General features: G+C 39.2%; 10 protein-coding genes, 2 tRNA genes and 5 pseudogenes. 13 read left to right on the top strand and 4 right to left on the bottom strand.

Annotated elements, in window-relative coordinates; all coding sequences use genetic code 11:
- Positions 1-179 precede the first annotated feature (179 nt).
- A pseudogene (gene guaA / locus JCM17102_RS26335) lies at positions 180-1,700 on the bottom strand (glutamine-hydrolyzing GMP synthase).
- A 459-nt stretch (positions 1,701-2,159) separates the two neighbouring features.
- Here guaA and JCM17102_RS05435 point away from each other — a divergent pair.
- Positions 2,160-2,579 carry a hypothetical protein gene (locus JCM17102_RS05435; RefSeq protein ID WP_025074308.1) on the top strand — a complete coding sequence of 140 codons (420 nt, stop codon included), beginning with the start codon at positions 2,160-2,162 and terminating at the stop codon, positions 2,577-2,579.
- Positions 2,580-2,689: 110 nt separating this feature from the next.
- Here JCM17102_RS05435 and mscL read toward each other — a convergent pair whose 3' ends face one another.
- The gene (gene mscL, locus JCM17102_RS05430) at positions 2,690-3,133 is read right to left on the bottom strand and encodes a large-conductance mechanosensitive channel protein MscL (protein ID WP_025074307.1); all 444 of its coding nucleotides are present in this window, start codon (positions 3,131-3,133) and stop codon (positions 2,690-2,692) included.
- Positions 3,134-3,274: 141 nt separating this feature from the next.
- On the opposite strand from mscL, the pseudogene gap reads away from it, so the two are divergent.
- The 7 genes and pseudogenes from gap to JCM17102_RS26325 all read left to right on the top strand — a co-directional run bounded on the left by gap (position 3,275) and on the right by JCM17102_RS26325 (position 10,502).
- Positions 3,275-4,284: pseudogene (gene gap / locus JCM17102_RS26330) on the top strand (type I glyceraldehyde-3-phosphate dehydrogenase).
- A gap of 171 nt (positions 4,285-4,455) precedes the next feature.
- Complete coding sequence (locus tag JCM17102_RS05420) at positions 4,456-6,513, top strand: M3 family metallopeptidase (protein WP_025074306.1); 2,058 nt, start codon at positions 4,456-4,458, stop codon at positions 6,511-6,513.
- 15 nt (positions 6,514-6,528) lie between these two features.
- Positions 6,529-7,017 carry a DUF4847 family protein gene (locus JCM17102_RS05415; RefSeq protein ID WP_025074305.1) on the top strand — a complete coding sequence of 163 codons (489 nt, stop codon included), beginning with the start codon at positions 6,529-6,531 and terminating at the stop codon, positions 7,015-7,017.
- A 19-nt stretch (positions 7,018-7,036) separates the two neighbouring features.
- Entirely contained in the window at positions 7,037-7,486 is a 450-nt protein-coding gene (locus JCM17102_RS05410; protein ID WP_025074304.1) for a dCMP deaminase family protein, read from the top strand.
- 30 nt (positions 7,487-7,516) lie between these two features.
- On the top strand, positions 7,517-9,265 hold the full coding sequence (locus JCM17102_RS05405) for a S41 family peptidase (RefSeq protein ID WP_025074303.1): 1,749 nt from the start codon (positions 7,517-7,519) through the stop codon (positions 9,263-9,265).
- Positions 9,216-9,767: a 5-formyltetrahydrofolate cyclo-ligase gene (locus JCM17102_RS05400; protein WP_025074302.1), complete on the top strand. Its 552-nt coding sequence runs from the start codon at positions 9,216-9,218 to the stop codon at positions 9,765-9,767. Before JCM17102_RS05405 ends, JCM17102_RS05400 begins: the two co-directional genes overlap by 50 nt.
- Positions 9,712-10,502 (top strand): annotated as a pseudogene (locus JCM17102_RS26325) (histidinol-phosphatase). The gene JCM17102_RS05400 and the pseudogene JCM17102_RS26325 overlap by 56 nt, the downstream one beginning before the upstream one ends.
- Here JCM17102_RS26325 and JCM17102_RS26320 read toward each other — a convergent pair.
- A pseudogene (locus JCM17102_RS26320) lies at positions 10,489-10,775 on the bottom strand (DciA family protein). The pseudogenes JCM17102_RS26325 and JCM17102_RS26320 sit on opposite strands and share 14 nt — an antisense overlap.
- The gene (gene recF, locus JCM17102_RS05385; protein ID WP_025074301.1) at positions 10,772-11,881 is read right to left on the bottom strand and encodes a DNA replication/repair protein RecF; all 1,110 of its coding nucleotides are present in this window, start codon (positions 11,879-11,881) and stop codon (positions 10,772-10,774) included. The pseudogene JCM17102_RS26320 and the gene recF overlap by 4 nt, the downstream one beginning before the upstream one ends.
- A gap of 161 nt (positions 11,882-12,042) precedes the next feature.
- On the opposite strand from recF, the gene JCM17102_RS05375 reads away from it, so the two are divergent.
- The 5 genes and pseudogenes from JCM17102_RS05375 (at position 12,043) to JCM17102_RS26315 (ending at position 15,135) form a co-directional block, all read left to right on the top strand.
- A complete protein-coding gene (locus JCM17102_RS05375) occupies positions 12,043-12,726 on the top strand; it encodes a tetratricopeptide repeat protein (protein WP_025074299.1) in 684 nt (227 codons plus the stop codon).
- A 130-nt stretch (positions 12,727-12,856) separates the two neighbouring features.
- Complete coding sequence (gene ribH, locus JCM17102_RS05370; protein WP_025074298.1) at positions 12,857-13,351, top strand: 6,7-dimethyl-8-ribityllumazine synthase; 495 nt, start codon at positions 12,857-12,859, stop codon at positions 13,349-13,351.
- A gap of 50 nt (positions 13,352-13,401) precedes the next feature.
- Positions 13,402-13,484: transfer RNA gene (locus JCM17102_RS05365), tRNA-Tyr, on the top strand.
- An 8-nt stretch (positions 13,485-13,492) separates the two neighbouring features.
- Positions 13,493-13,565, top strand: a tRNA-Gly gene (locus tag JCM17102_RS05360).
- 161 nt (positions 13,566-13,726) lie between these two features.
- A pseudogene (locus JCM17102_RS26315) lies at positions 13,727-15,135 on the top strand (Gfo/Idh/MocA family protein).
- Positions 15,136-15,184: the final 49 nt, after the last annotated feature.

The raw sequence follows: 15,184 nt of genomic DNA, 5'->3' as shown, positions 1-15,184 counted from the left end.
TAAGGCCCGTAACGCTAATCGTATATTTTAGTGATATAAAATGGATCTTGAAAAAAATGTGTTGTAGATAAAATATCCGCAACACATTTAATATAACTTCTGCAACACCAATAAACTACTTTATATCAAATTGTCAATGAGCATTTACGGTAATTGCACAATAAAAAAACATCCGGATTTTACTCCCACTCAATTGTTGCCGGTGGTTTGGAACTGATATCATAGGTAACGCGGTTCACCCCTTTTACCTTATTGATGATATCATTCGAAACTTTACCAAGGAATTCGTAAGGCAAATGTGCCCAATCAGCAGTCATCGCATCAGTAGAAGTAACAGCACGCAATGCTACCGCTCTTTCGTAAGTACGCTCATCTCCCATAACACCGACAGATTGAACCGGAAGCAGAATAACACCGGCTTGCCATACCTGGTCATACAATCCCCAGTCACGCAATCCCTGAATATAGATATCATCAGCATCTTGCAGAATACGTACTTTTTCAGGAGTGATATCCCCCAAAATACGAACAGCCAAGCCCGGTCCGGGGAACGGATGACGAGTAATCAAATGTTCCGGCATACCCAATTCACGACCTACACGACGAACTTCATCTTTAAACAATAAACGAAGTGGCTCACAAAGCTTCAAGTGCATCTTCTCCGGTAGACCACCTACATTGTGATGACTTTTAATAACCGTTCCTGTGATAGACAATGATTCAATACAATCCGGATAGATAGTACCCTGAGCCAACCATTTCACATCTTTTATTTTGTGAGCTTCTTCATCGAATACATCAATAAAGCCCTTACCGATAATCTTACGCTTATTTTCAGGTTCTGTCACGCCAGCCAATTCAGTAAAGAACTTTTCACTAGCATCTACACCGATCACATTCAAGCCCAAGCATTCATAGTCATTCATCACATTCTTGAACTCATTCTTACGCAGCATACCATGATCAACAAAGATACAAGTCAGATTTTTGCCAATCGCACGATTTAGCAAAACAGCAGCAACCGACGAATCAACCGCCACTCAAGCCAAGCACTACTTTATCATCCCCCAACTGGCTTTCAACTCGGCAACGGTACTTTCAATAAAAGAAGCCGGAGACCAATCTTGCTTACAACCGCAAACGTCTACAACGAAATTCTTCAAAATCTGAGTGCCATCTTCACTATGGAATACTTCCGGGTGGAATTGTACTCCCCATACATTTTCTCCCTCAACCTGATAAGCAGCAATGTCCACCTTATCAGTAGAAGCTATCTTCTTGAAGTTTTCAGGAATAGCAGTAATCGTATCTCCATGACTCATCCATACCTGTGTATTCTCACGTACTCCTTTAAAAAGTACATTATCTTTGCAGAAAGAAGCCAGATGCGCACGACCATATTCACGTGTACCGGCCGGCTCTACTTTCCCATTATTAATATAAGCCATAAACTGCGCACCGTAGCAGATACCTAAGATTGGATATTTGCCACGAATCTCGCTCAGATCAACCTTGAAGGCATTTTCATCGTACACCGAAAAAGGACTTCCGGAGAGGATAACTCCTTTAATTGTTGGATCTTCTTTAGGGAATTTGTTGTAGGGAATAATTTCACAATACGTATCCAATTCGCGTACACGACGTCCGATGAGCTGTGTTGTCTGCGAACCGAAATCAAGAATTATTATCTTTTCCTGCATATAAATGGATCGATTTTAAATAAATGATTTGCAAAAATAGAAAAAAGTACGCAAACAGCCAGAATAATAAAAAGAAAAAGTATTCGGTGAGGAAGGAGTACCCGGAAGCGCACTTTCTTTAGTATTAGATCATTTTTTTACAAAACAGCAAATAATAAGCATACCTACCTTATATAAATGTGGGGATACAAAAACAAGATTATTTGCTGTTCTAAAAATAGGTCCCAATACAGGACATGCTGTCACTATAATAAATATTAGTAATGGCTTTGCACTTTACCGAGATGATCAAAACAACTGTATGGATACATGTATGATTTCTGAGATCAGAAGTTCATATACCATAAGCGGAGTTAATGCTGACATTAATTATAATTTGTAACATCAATAATATGAAAAAACGAAGAAGTATACATTTATTCATTCTTTCTCTCATTACATTATTACTATCGGCATAAAATGAGAAGAGATGAAACATTAACCCAAAACCAAATGATAAATGACATAAATACTGCCCTAGGTTTAACTAACAAAGGAGGTATAATCTCTAAAAATCAGGACACTGATATCAAAAAGAGCATAAAAACATTTACTGATAAAGATGCAAAAAACTGTTCAATGCAGATATTGTTTTTATTGCACCAATATCAAATACATATCTGGGTAAATACATTTATTATACGGGAGTTTACATCTACAAAGCAAAAAGACCACCTAATAATATTTATTAAATGCTTTTTCAACGAGAAGGGGAAAAATAACGAAAAGAAATACCTAGATATACTTTATAAAACAATAAGATATCGTAATGACAATTGGACATTAAATAAAGATAACTATCTAAAAGAGCTAAAGGAGTTTTGTCCTCAAACTGAATAGACCTTTTCCTATTTTTAGCTCCAAAGTAACTTGAATAGAATACATAAACAAAATAAGGTCAGACTTACTGAAAACATACAGTAAAATCGACCTTATTTTTTGTTAGTCTTTTATCGTTTCTCTTTCAGCAAATCACGAATCTCCGTCAACAATACCTCTTCTTTAGTGGGTTCCGGCGGCACCGGAGGAGCAGCCGGAGTTTCCTCCCGTTTCTTTGCCATCAAGTTGGTAATCAAACGTATAAATAAAAATATAGAGAAAGCGATAATCAGGAAATCAAAAGTTGCCTGTAAAAATTGCCCGTAATCCAAAGTTACAGCAGGAGCAATCTCTTTCCCATCGGCTCCGACTTTCGCCGCTTTCAATACCCATTTCAGGTCCGTAAAGTTCACACCACCAACTAGTAAGCCAATTGGAGGCATGATAATATTAGCCACCAACGACGATACAATTTTCCCAAAAGCCCCACCGATAATGATACCGACAGCCATGTCAATCACGTTTCCTTTCATAGCAAACGCTTTAAAGTCTTGCAAAAATTTACTCTTTCCCATCTTTTTCAATATTTAATGTGAATTTAATATGCGAATATAAAAACATTTTTGTAATTTTGCACCGCATTTGAGAATAAAACAAATGCGGAGGCCGAGAGATATTTGAACAAATATTATAAAACCCTTAAAAGTTTAAACAAAATGATTAAAGTAGGTATTAATGGATTCGGACGTATCGGACGTTTCGTTTTCCGCGCTGCAATGAAGAGAAACGATATTCAAATCGTAGGTATCAATGACCTTTGCCCAGTTGATTACTTGGCTTACATGTTGAAGTATGATACAATGCACGGTCAATTTGACGGTACTATCGAAGCAGATGTTGAAAACAGCAAACTGATCGTAAACGGTCAAGCAATCCGCATTACTGCAGAAAGAAACCCGGCTGATTTGAAATGGGACGCTGTAGGTGCTGAATACGTTGTTGAATCTACAGGTTTGTTCTTGAGCAAAGACAAAGCTCAGGCTCACATCGAAGCTGGTGCAAAATATGTTGTAATGTCAGCTCCTTCCAAAGATGACACTCCGATGTTTGTTTGCGGTGTAAACGAAAAAACATACGTTAAAGGTACTCAATTCGTATCTAACGCTTCTTGTACTACTAACTGTTTGGCTCCTATCGCTAAAGTATTGAACGACAAGTTCGGTATTCTTGACGGTTTGATGACTACAGTTCACTCTACAACTGCTACTCAGAAAACAGTTGACGGTCCTTCTATGAAAGACTGGAGAGGTGGTCGTGCTGCTTCTGGTAACATTATCCCTTCTTCTACTGGTGCTGCTAAAGCTGTAGGTAAAGTAATTCCTGCTTTGAACGGTAAATTGACTGGTATGTCTATGCGTGTTCCTACTTTGGACGTTTCTGTAGTAGACTTGACAGTTAACTTGGCTAAACCGGCTACTTACGCTGAAATCTGCGCTGCATGAAAGAAGCTTCTGAAGGCGAATTGAAAGGTATCCTGGGTTACACTGAAGATGCAGTCGTTTCTTCTGACTTCTTGGGTGACACTCGTACTTCTATCTTTGATGCTAAAGCTGGTATCGCTTTGACTGATACTTTCGTTAAAGTTGTATCTTGGTATGACAACGAAATCGGTTACTCTAACAAAGTTCTTGACCTGATCGCTCACATGGCATCAGTAAACGCTTAATTAGAAGCCTGAACATATATGAAACCGCTGCGGGAAACCGTAGCGGTTTTTTTTATCTTTCACTTTATATATTGTTAAAAAGCAAGAGATTATCAGTTGAATAACCCACAAAATTAGTATTTTTGTGTTTTTATGGAGAGAATATTAATAACATTGATACTAGTTTGCATCATGAACAATATATTGAGCGCTCAAAATCCATTCTTCGAACAATATCAGACCCCGCACGAAACAGTGCCGTTCGATCGTATCCAAACGGAACATTACGAACCTGCTATTCTTGAAGGGATCAATCAGCAAAAGGCGGAAATAGAAGCTATAATTCAGAATCCGGAGAAAGCAACTTTTGCCAACACTGTGGAAGCTTTCGAACAATCCGGAAAGTTGCTGGATAAAGTTACCACCGTTTTCAGTAATATGCTCAGCGCAGAAACGAATGATGAGCTGCAAGCGTTGGCACAAAAAGTGATGCCGTTACTCAGTGAGCACAGCAATAATATCACGCTAAACGAAAAGCTATTCGATCGCCTGAAAGAAGTCTATAACCAAAAAGAAGACTTGCAACTGACACAGGAACAACACCGTTTATTGGATGATATATACGATAGTTTTGTACGTCACGGTGCCAACCTCGAAGGTGAAGCCCGCGAACAATACCGTCAATTAACTAATGAATTGAGTATGCTGACACTTTCTTTCAGCGAAAATAACCTGAAAGAAACCAATCATTACCAAATGTTACTGACGAACAAAGCCGATCTTGCCGGATTACCGGAGATTGTTATGGAAACAGCTGCTGAAACTGCAAAAAGTGAAGAAAAGGAAGGATGGGCATTTACTCTTCATGCCCCGAGCTATGTTCCTTTTATGACTTATGCTGACAATCGCGAATTACGTCACAAACTTTATTTAGCATACAATACCAAATGTACTCACGATAACGAATATAACAATATCGATATCGTAAGAAAGATAGCGAATACCCGTATGAAAATAGCCCAGTTACTGGGATATGACAATTATGCAGATTACACGTTAAAGAAGCGAATGGCAGAAACCAGTAATGCTGTATACAAATTATTGAATCAATTATTGGAAGCCTATACTCCTACTGCGCAACAAGAATACCAAGAGATACAGGATCTGGCACGTCAGGAACAAGGCGACGACTTTGTTGTAATGCCATGGGATTGGAGTTACTATTCAAACAAACTAAAAAACAAGAAATTCAATCTTAATGAAGAGATGCTCCGTCCCTATTTCGAACTGGAACAAGTGAAAAAGGGAGTATTCGGTTTAGCTGAGAGGCTATATGGAATCACCTTTAAAAAGAATCAGGACATTCCGGTTTATCACGAAGAAGTGGAAGCTTACGAAGTATTTGATAAAGATGGAAAATACCTGGCAGTTCTTTACACGGATTTTCATCCTCGTACTGGAAAACGTGCCGGAGCCTGGATGACAAGTTACAAGGAACAATGGATCGACCGGAAAACAGGTGAAAACAGCCGTCCACACGTCTCTGTCGTAATGAATTTTACCAAACCAACAGCAAATAAACCAGCTTTACTTACTTTTAATGAAGTAGAAACATTTTTGCATGAGTTTGGCCATAGTTTGCATGGTATGTTTGCCAACTCTACTTACCAGAATCTGAGCGGCACCAATGTATATTGGGATTTTGTGGAACTTCCTTCCCAGATTATGGAAAACTTTGCCATTGAAAAAGAGTTTCTTCATACATTTGCCAAGCACTATCAGACAGGTGAGTTAATTCCTGATGAACTGATACAACGTATCGTAAACTCCTCTAATTTTAATGCAGCGTATGCTTGTCTCAGACAAGTCAGTTTCGGATTGCTCGATATGGCATGGTATACCCGCAACACCCCTTTCGAAGGTGACGTCAGGGTATACGAACAAGAAGCTTGGAAGAAAGCACAGATACTACCGGTTGTGAGCGATGCCTGCATGAGTACTCAATTCTCTCATATCTTTGCCGGAGGATATTCAGCTGGATACTACAGTTATAAATGGGCTGAAGTCTTGGATGCAGACGCCTTCTCACTATTCAAACAAAAAGGCATATTCAACCAGGAAGTAGCAGACTCGTTCCGCAAGAACATCCTCTCTAAGGGAGGCACCGAACATCCGATGGTACTTTACAAACGTTTTCGCGGACAAGAACCAACCATAGATGCCTTATTAAAAAGAAATGGAATCAAATAAATAAAAACAGTAAATATGAAAGTGATATATAAAATAGTATGCCTGTTTATGCTCTTACCTCTGTTTGCTGGTTGTAATGACACAGATGACGTAGCCGCTATCTTCACAGGAAAAACCTGGAAACTGTCCTTTATAGCCAGAGAAGGGGAAACCAGAATGTACGAACCATTTTGGGGAATCTCAAAAGAAGAGACTATCAAAAAACTGAATCTAGCCAATACCTATACAATCAAATTTGAAGGGATAGTAGAAGGAGACGTCATTGAAGGAAAAATAAATGGAACAACAGTCACCAGCAATCTGAGTGGTACCTGGAGTGCCAATGCTAAAAACAACGGATTCAATGCTACTATCAAAGGGCAAAGCGACAATGATAAACTTGCTGAGAACTTTCTGGAAGGAATAAATGCTGCTGCTTCTTATCAAGGAGATGAGAACAATCTATATCTTATTTACAAAAATTCAAAAGGAACATTCCGCATGTTTTTCCGCGTGTTAAAGTAAGCAGAAAGGAATCGACAAGATGGACACAGAAAAGAAACAATCAGAACTTGACAAACGTTACATACGTATGGCCAGTATATGGGCAGAAAACTCATATTGTCAGCGTCGTAAAGTAGGAGCATTGATCGTAAAAGATAAGATGATTATCTCCGATGGATATAACGGAACACCTTCGGGATTCGAAAATGTATGCGAAGACGAAAACAATCTCACAAAACCGTATGTTCTTCACGCTGAAGCAAATGCCATCACCAAGATAGCCCGCTCTAACAACAGTAGTAACGGGGCTACGATGTATGTAACTGCCTCACCATGTATTGAATGTGCGAAACTCATCATTCAGGCAGGAATCAAAAGGGTAGTTTACTCAGAGCACTACCGTCTGGAAGATGGAATAGAACTATTAAAACGAGCAGGAATTGAAATTGTCTATACAGAACCGGACGATCATTCCTCACCTAACAAATAATAAAGAAGAACGTTAAAAAAAGGAATAGACATGAGTACAAAAAACTCTTCACGTTTTACACCTGTCATCATAGCTATCAGCGTGGTTATCGGGATTCTTATCGGTACTTTTTATGCCAAACACTTTGCAGGCAACCGTCTGGGTATTATCAACGGCTCATCCAACAAATTGAATGCCTTGTTACGGATTGTAGATGATCAATACGTAGATACCGTAAACATGGCTGATCTTGTGGAAAAAGCGATGCCACAAATCCTTGCAGAGCTCGATCCACATTCAACTTATATTCCTGCTCAAAATCTGGAAGAAGTCAATTCAGAACTTGAAGGAAGTTTTAGTGGAATCGGTATTCAATTTACCATACAAAATGACACGATCCATGTAAATGCTGTGATCCAAGGTGGTCCATCCGAAAAAGTAGGACTGATGGCTGGTGACCGTATCATCATGGTAGACGATAGTTTATTTGTTGGTAAACAGGTGACCAATGAACGCGCCATGCGTACATTGAAAGGCCCGAAAGGTTCTCAAGTAAAATTGGGCGTGAAACGTATGGGTGAGAAAAACTTATTGGATTTCTCCATCACACGTGGGGATATTCCTCAAAATACGGTTGATGCAGCTTATATGCTAAACGATAGTATCGGTTATGTGAAAGTCAGCAAATTCGGACGTACTACTCATGTTGAATTACTCAATGCACTGGCTCAACTGAACCACAAAAACAGCAAAGGTCTGATTATCGACCTTCGTGGCAATACTGGAGGATATATGGAAGCTGCCATCCGCATGGTGAATGAATTTTTACCCGAAGGCAAACTGATTGTATATACTCAGGGTAGAAAATATCCTCGTGCAGAAGAATTTGCCAATGGCACAGGAAGTTGCCAGAAGATACCTCTGATCGTTTTAACTGACGAAGGTTCTGCATCTGCCAGTGAAATTTTCACCGGAGCTATACAGGATAATGACCGCGGAACAGTTGTAGGACGTCGTTCATTCGGAAAGGGTCTTGTACAACAACCGATTGACTTTAGTGACGGCTCTGCCATCCGCTTAACTATTGCACGATATTATACGCCATCCGGAAGATGTATTCAACGCCCTTATGAAAGCGGCAAAGACCGGAACTATGAATTGGATATATACAACCGTTACGAACATGGTGAATTCTTCTCTCGTGATAGTATCAAGCAAAATGAAAATGAACTCTATTACACCAGTTTAGGACGTCCGGTATATGGCGGTGGCGGTATCATGCCGGATATATTCGTTCCTCAAGATACAACAGGTGTTACGACTTATCTGTCTACGGTTATCAGCCGAGGACTGACTAATCAGTTCACTTTCCAATATACAGACAATAATCGTCAGAAACTCAGTCAATATGAGACTGAAGAAGAATTATTGGATTACTTGCGCCGCCAAGGTTTGATAGAACAATTTATCCATTATGCAGAAAGCAAAGGAGTAAAGAGAAGAAATATCTTAATCCAGAAATCACATAAGTTACTCGAAAGAAATATTTACGGTAACATTATTTATAATATGTTAGGTCTGGAATCCTATATCAAATACTTCAATCAGACAGATGCTACTGTCAATAAAGGAATAGAGATCCTTCAAAAAGGAGAAGCTTTTCCTAAAGCTCCCGAAACAACGGAGGAAGAAGTAACAAAGGATAAAAACGATGGAAAGGAAAAAAGAACTGCGAATGCATATATCATCCATGAAGATCCAACTGAAATCTTCAGATATGCAGAAGCAACACTCTGCTAAAATACTTGCCGCTCTTGAAGCTCATCCGACTTTCAGAGCGGCAAAAACCGTATTGCTCTATCATTCATTGAATGATGAAGTAGATACACATGACTTTATCCGGAAGTGGAGTAATAAAAAACAGATTCTGCTACCGGTAGTTGTAGGTAATGAGCTGGAACTGCGGTTATATACTAACTCCGAAGATATGCAAATTAGTAGTTATGGTATCAAAGAACCAGTGGGTGAAGCATTCACAGACTATGAATCTATAGACCTTATTGTCGTTCCCGGTGTAGCCTTTGATCAGAAAGGAAATCGGTTAGGACGGGGAAAAGGTTATTATGACCGTCTTTTGCCGCAAATCCCGTCAGCCTACAAGGCCGGCATCTGTTTTCCATTTCAATTAGTAGAAGAAGTTCCGGCAGAACCACATGACATCCGAATGGATATTATTATAACAAACAATGAGAACAAATTATCACACCCACACCATCCGCTGCCATCATGCAACAGGAAGTGATGAAGATTTTATTATAAGTGCCATCAAAGGTGGTTACAAGGAACTTGGTTTTTCTGATCACACCCCTTGGAAGTACGATACAAATTATGTATCCGATATCCGCATGCTTCCTGAAGAATTACCGGAATACATTGAAAGTCTCCGCTTGTTGCGAGAGAAATATAAAAATCAGATTAGTATCAAAATCGGGTTGGAATGTGAATACTTTCCTAACTACCTACATTGGTTAAAAGGTATAATCAAGGAATACCAATTAGACTATATCATCTTTGGAAATCATCATTTTCATACAGACGAGAAATTCCCCTATTTTGGTCGCCATACCGATACGATAGAGATGCTCGAACTTTATGAAGAAAGTGCTATTGAAGGAATGGAAAGCGGATTATTTGCCTATCTGGCTCATCCTGATCTTTTCATGCGTTCTTATTCCGAATTCGACCATCATTGTAAATTAGTTAGCAAACATATTTGCCGGGTGGCTAAACAATTAAATCTGCCATTAGAATATAACATTGGTACGCAGATTATAATGAGACAAACGGCATCACAAATATCCCTCATCCTGAATTCTGGAAAGTAGCAACGCATGAAGGCTGCACTGCCATTATCGGAGTAGACGCACATCATTATCAATATTTAGAAACTCCTGTTTATTATGACCGCGCCCGTCAAACGCTCCAAAATCTGGGAATGAAAGTAATTGATAAAATCCCTTTCCTTAACGAAAAATAATGTTGGTAATCACTGTTGCTCCGACTTTCTTATTCAATGTGCGTATCAAAACTTCGCGCCCCATCAACAACTCCTGGCGAAGAGCAGCAGAAGTCAGATGTACGTATAACGTTTGATTACGGATATAAAGATTGCTGGTATAACTTGCTGCAGGTCCCAACACTTGAGGCCAGGCGTCCATCAATCGTTGTTCATTCAGCGGAGATTCAAGCTCTCCTGACGAAGAAACTGTTGAATCAATTTCCCAATTTGTTCCGCATTATTTCTTTTCATGGTTCCACCTCCATTTCACGAATGACGCCTTGTTCTACAATGAACATTTTATAATCACTTCCTACTTTATATAAAATACGATCCAGATGTTCCCTGTTAGTATCCGTAATAAAGATCTGACCAAAATTATCCCCTGCTACCAGTTTCACAATCTGTTCTACACGCGAAGCATCCAACTTATCAAAAATATCATCCAATAACAAGAGAGGTATGGTCCTCCCCGTACGTTTCAAGAAATCAAATTGTGCCAGTTTCAGAGCAACCAGATAAGTTTTATTCTGTCCCTGCGATCCTTCTTTCTTAATAGGAAACTCACCCAGAAGCATATTTAATTCATCTTTATGAATGCCACGCAATGAAAATCCCATAATCTTATCCCGTTCCCGACTCTGCTTCAACACTTCCAGTAATGAGGTATCCTTTGCATGCGACTCATAAGTCAGACCGACTTGCTCCTTATCTTGAGAAATAAAAGAATAAAAGGACTGGAAAATAGGAATAAATTCGCTGATAAAAGCCTCACGCTTATGAAATACAATATCACCAGCTTGCGCCATCATCTCTTCCCATACCAGAAACAATTCTTCCTCCACCGGGAACTCACTTTTCAACAAGATATTGCGTTGTGCCAATGCCTTATTGTATCGAATTAAAGCATCCAAATATTCCTTATCATACTGAGAAATCACAACATCCATAAAACGGCGACGTTCGTCACTTCCTCCTGAGATTAAATCCGAGTCAGCAGGTGAAACCATCACCAATGGAAGAAAACCAATGTGATCGGAGAAACGACTATATTCTTTTTTATTACGTTTAAACTGTTTCTTCGAACGACGTTTCATTCCGCAATAAATTTCTTCCGGTGTTCCATCCTCCGCCTCATAAAATCCCTGAATCACAAAAAAATCTTGTTCGTGACGAATATTCTGAGAATCAATCGGATTGCCCGAACTTTTACAGAAAGACAAGAAGTAGACAGCATCCAGCAAATTCGTCTTCCCCATTCCATTCTGCCCGAAAAAACAATTCAGTTTAGCAGAAAAATCCAACTCTACTTGTTCCAGGTTCTTATAATTTAATATGGATATCCGTTTCAGTATCATTGCACACACGTTAATTTGTTCACAAAAGTAGCAAGATTTTCGTGGTTTTCGAGTGTAATATAAAAAAAGATGCCTCTAAATTTCGTTGGTAGATATAAAAAAACTAATTTTGCGAGTCGAATTATCAAACAACGAATAATAACAAAAAGAATCATATAAAAATGGCAGAACAAAAGAATCAGAACGAACATCTGAACGTAGAAGATGCACTGACACAATCGGAAGCATTTCTTATCAAGTACAAAAATGCAATCATCGGTGGTGTTGCGGCTGTAGTCATCATCGTAGCAGGTTTTATCATGTACAAGCACCTCTATGCAGAGCCACGTGAAGAGAAAGCACAAGCAGCACTTTTCAAAGGACAAGAATACTTTGAACAAGATGCTTTTGAACAAGCTTTAAACGGTGACAGCATCGGTTTTACAGGTTTCCTGAAAGTAGCAGATGAATACAGCGGAACAAAAGCTGCTAATCTGGCTAAAGCTTATGCAGGTATTTGTTATGCACAACTTGGTAAATATGAAGATGCAGTTAAAATGCTGGATAGCTTCAGCAGCAATGACCAAATGGTAGCTCCTGCTATTTTGGGTGCTACAGGAAACTGTTATGCACAACTCGGACAGTTGGATAAAGCTGCTTCTACTTTGCTATCGGCAGCAGCCAAAGCTGACAATAACACATTGAGCCCTATTTTCCTGATGCAAGCAGGTGAGATCCTGGTGAAACAAGGAAAATTCGACGACGCTGTAGAGGCTTATACGAAAATCAAAGATAAATATTTCCAGTCTTACCAAGCTATCGATATCGACAAATATATCGAACAGGCTAAATTGATGAAGAAATAACATACTTTATTATATAGAGAAACTTGAGCACGGATTACACGGATTAAGCGGGTTATATTCAGAACCGTGATATCCGTATAATCTGTGTTTTTTTTAAATCATTTATTAACTCCCTTTAAATTTACACATTATGGCAACTGCATATCATAACCTGTCCGAATACGATTTTAATTCTGTTCCTAATGCTGAAAACATGAAATTCGGTATTGTTGTATCAGAATGGAATTTCAATATTACCGGTGCTCTATTAAACGGTGCAATCAATACACTGAAAAAACATGGAGCCAAAGAAGAGAACATTTTGGTTAAAACAGTACCGGGAAGTTTCGAACTGACTTTTGGTGCTAACCAAATGATGGAAAATTGTGAGATTGATGCTATCATTGCAATTGGTTGTGTAATTAAAGGAGATACTCCACATTTTGACTATGTTTGTATGGGAGCAACTCAAGGAATTACCGAATTAAACGCAACTGGCGATATACCAGTGATTTATGGATTAATTACCACCAATACAATGGAGCAAGCAGAGGATAGAGCCGGTGGTAAACTAGGTAACAAAGGAGACGAATGTGCAATTACTGCAATAAAAATGATCGATTTTGTTTGGAGTTTAAATAAATAGTTGTATCTTTGCACCGCAATTGAGAAACAAACCTCCTCAAAAGCAAAAAAGGGCAAATACCAGAGTGGCCAAATGGGGCAGACTGTAAATCTGCTGTCTTTCGACTTCGGTGGTTCGAATCCATCTTTGCCCACTAAAATTGCGGAAGTAGCTCAGTTGATAGAGCATTAGCCTTCCAAGCTGAGGGTCGCGGGTTTGAGCCCCGTCTTCCGCTCTCAAGAGAATCTGAATATCAGATTCTCTTTTTTATTTCCCTCCTTCTCTTCCTTTTATTTGAAATATTCCGAAATAAAAGCAATTAATTTATGATTAATTACTATTTTTGGCTTTTGTAAGAAAACACACTAATTAACCCTTTAACCCTCTAAAAAAATCATGAAAGAACTGCTAATTTCATTGGCTATTGGTTTTACCTTATTAACCTGTCAAACTAGTTGCTGCACTCAAAAAGAAAAAGAAGTATTCAAACCTATTCAAGTAGAAACACCTGATCGTCCTTCCGGGCAAAAAGACGTTATTCAGTTAGTAACCCCAAAACTGGAAACAGTCCGGGTCGGTTTCATCGGTTTAGGAATGAGAGGTCCTGGAGCAGTAGAACGTTTTGCCTATATTCCGGGCACTAAAGTGGTCGCTCTTTGCGACATCCGTCCTGAATGCGTAGAAAAATCACAAAACATCCTGAAGAAAGCCGGTTTGCCAGAAGCAGCTTCTTATACTGGCACAGAAGATGCATGGAAACAATTATGTGAACGCGATGACATTGATCTTGTGTATATTGCTACAGATTGGAAGCATCATGCTGAAATGGGCGTATACGCTATGGAACATGGTAAACATGTAGCTATCGAAGTCCCTGCCGCTATGACATTGGAAGAAATATGGAAGCTTATCAACACATCTGAGAAAACTCGCAAACATTGTATGCAGCTGGAGAATTGTGTATACGATTTCTTCGAAATGACAACTTTGAACATGGCACAACAAGGAGTATTCGGTGAAGTTCTCCATGTGGAAGGTTCATATATCCATAATCTGGAAGATTTCTGGCCTTACTATTGGAATAATTGGCGTATGGACTACAACCGCTTACATCGTGGAGATGTTTATGCTACCCATGGCATGGTCCTGCTTGCCAAATTCTTAATATCCATCGTGGTGATCGCATGAAAACTTTAGTTGCTATGGATACGAAGGCAGTAAATGGTCCGGCATTTATTAAGAAACAAACTGGAGAAGATGTGAAAGATTTCCAGAACGGTGACCAGACTACAACTATTATTCGTACAGAAAATGAACGTACTATGCTTATCCAGCACAATGTAATGACACCACGCCCTTATAGTCGTATGTATCAAGTAGTCGGAACCGATGGCTATGCCAGTAAATATCCAATTGAGGAATACTGTCTGAGACCTTCACAAGTGAAAGGTGACGAGATACCCAACCATGAAAATCTAAATGCACACGGTTCTGTTCCGGCAGATGTAAAACAGGCATTGATGGCTAAGTATAGAAGTCCTATTCTGGATCAAGAACTGGAAGAGACTGCAAAAAAAGTAGGCGGTCACGGTGGCATGGATTATATCATGGATTATCGCTTGATATACTGCTTGCGTAACGGTTTGCCATTAGATATGGATGTATATGATCTCGCAGAATGGTGCTGCATGGCTGAACTCACCAGACTTTCTATCGAAAACAATTCTGCTCCTGTAGAAATCCCCGACTTTACTCGTGGTGGATGGAACAAAGTAAAAGGTTTCCAATACGCCTTTGCTAAATAAATAGTGATATACTTAAAAGCAAAGTCAGAAGTGTACACTTTGTATTTTG

The organism is Bacteroides faecichinchillae JCM 17102, from assembly GCF_000614145.1.
Lineage (GTDB): Bacteria > Bacteroidota > Bacteroidia > Bacteroidales > Bacteroidaceae > Bacteroides > Bacteroides faecichinchillae.
Note: the sequence above shows the minus strand (reverse complement) of the source record. Positions and strands in the feature narration are given on the sequence as shown.

Bases quoted from the DNA above. Each gene is read 5' to 3' on its own strand.
- JCM17102_RS05435 (WP_025074308.1), top strand. From the start codon at position 2,160: ATGAGAAGAGATGAAACATTAACCCAAAACCAAATGATAAATGACATA.
- mscL (WP_025074307.1), bottom strand. From the start codon at position 3,133: ATGGGAAAGAGTAAATTTTTGCAAGACTTTAAAGCGTTTGCTATGAAA.
- JCM17102_RS05420 (WP_025074306.1), top strand. From the start codon at position 4,456: ATGAACAATATATTGAGCGCTCAAAATCCATTCTTCGAACAATATCAG.
- JCM17102_RS05415 (WP_025074305.1), top strand. From the start codon at position 6,529: ATGAAAGTGATATATAAAATAGTATGCCTGTTTATGCTCTTACCTCTG.
- JCM17102_RS05410 (WP_025074304.1), top strand. From the start codon at position 7,037: ATGGACACAGAAAAGAAACAATCAGAACTTGACAAACGTTACATACGT.
- JCM17102_RS05405 (WP_025074303.1), top strand. From the start codon at position 7,517: ATGAGTACAAAAAACTCTTCACGTTTTACACCTGTCATCATAGCTATC.
- JCM17102_RS05400 (WP_025074302.1), top strand. From the start codon at position 9,216: ATGAAGATCCAACTGAAATCTTCAGATATGCAGAAGCAACACTCTGCT.
- recF (WP_025074301.1), bottom strand. From the start codon at position 11,881: ATGATACTGAAACGGATATCCATATTAAATTATAAGAACCTGGAACAA.
- JCM17102_RS05375 (WP_025074299.1), top strand. From the start codon at position 12,043: ATGGCAGAACAAAAGAATCAGAACGAACATCTGAACGTAGAAGATGCA.
- ribH (WP_025074298.1), top strand. From the start codon at position 12,857: ATGGCAACTGCATATCATAACCTGTCCGAATACGATTTTAATTCTGTT.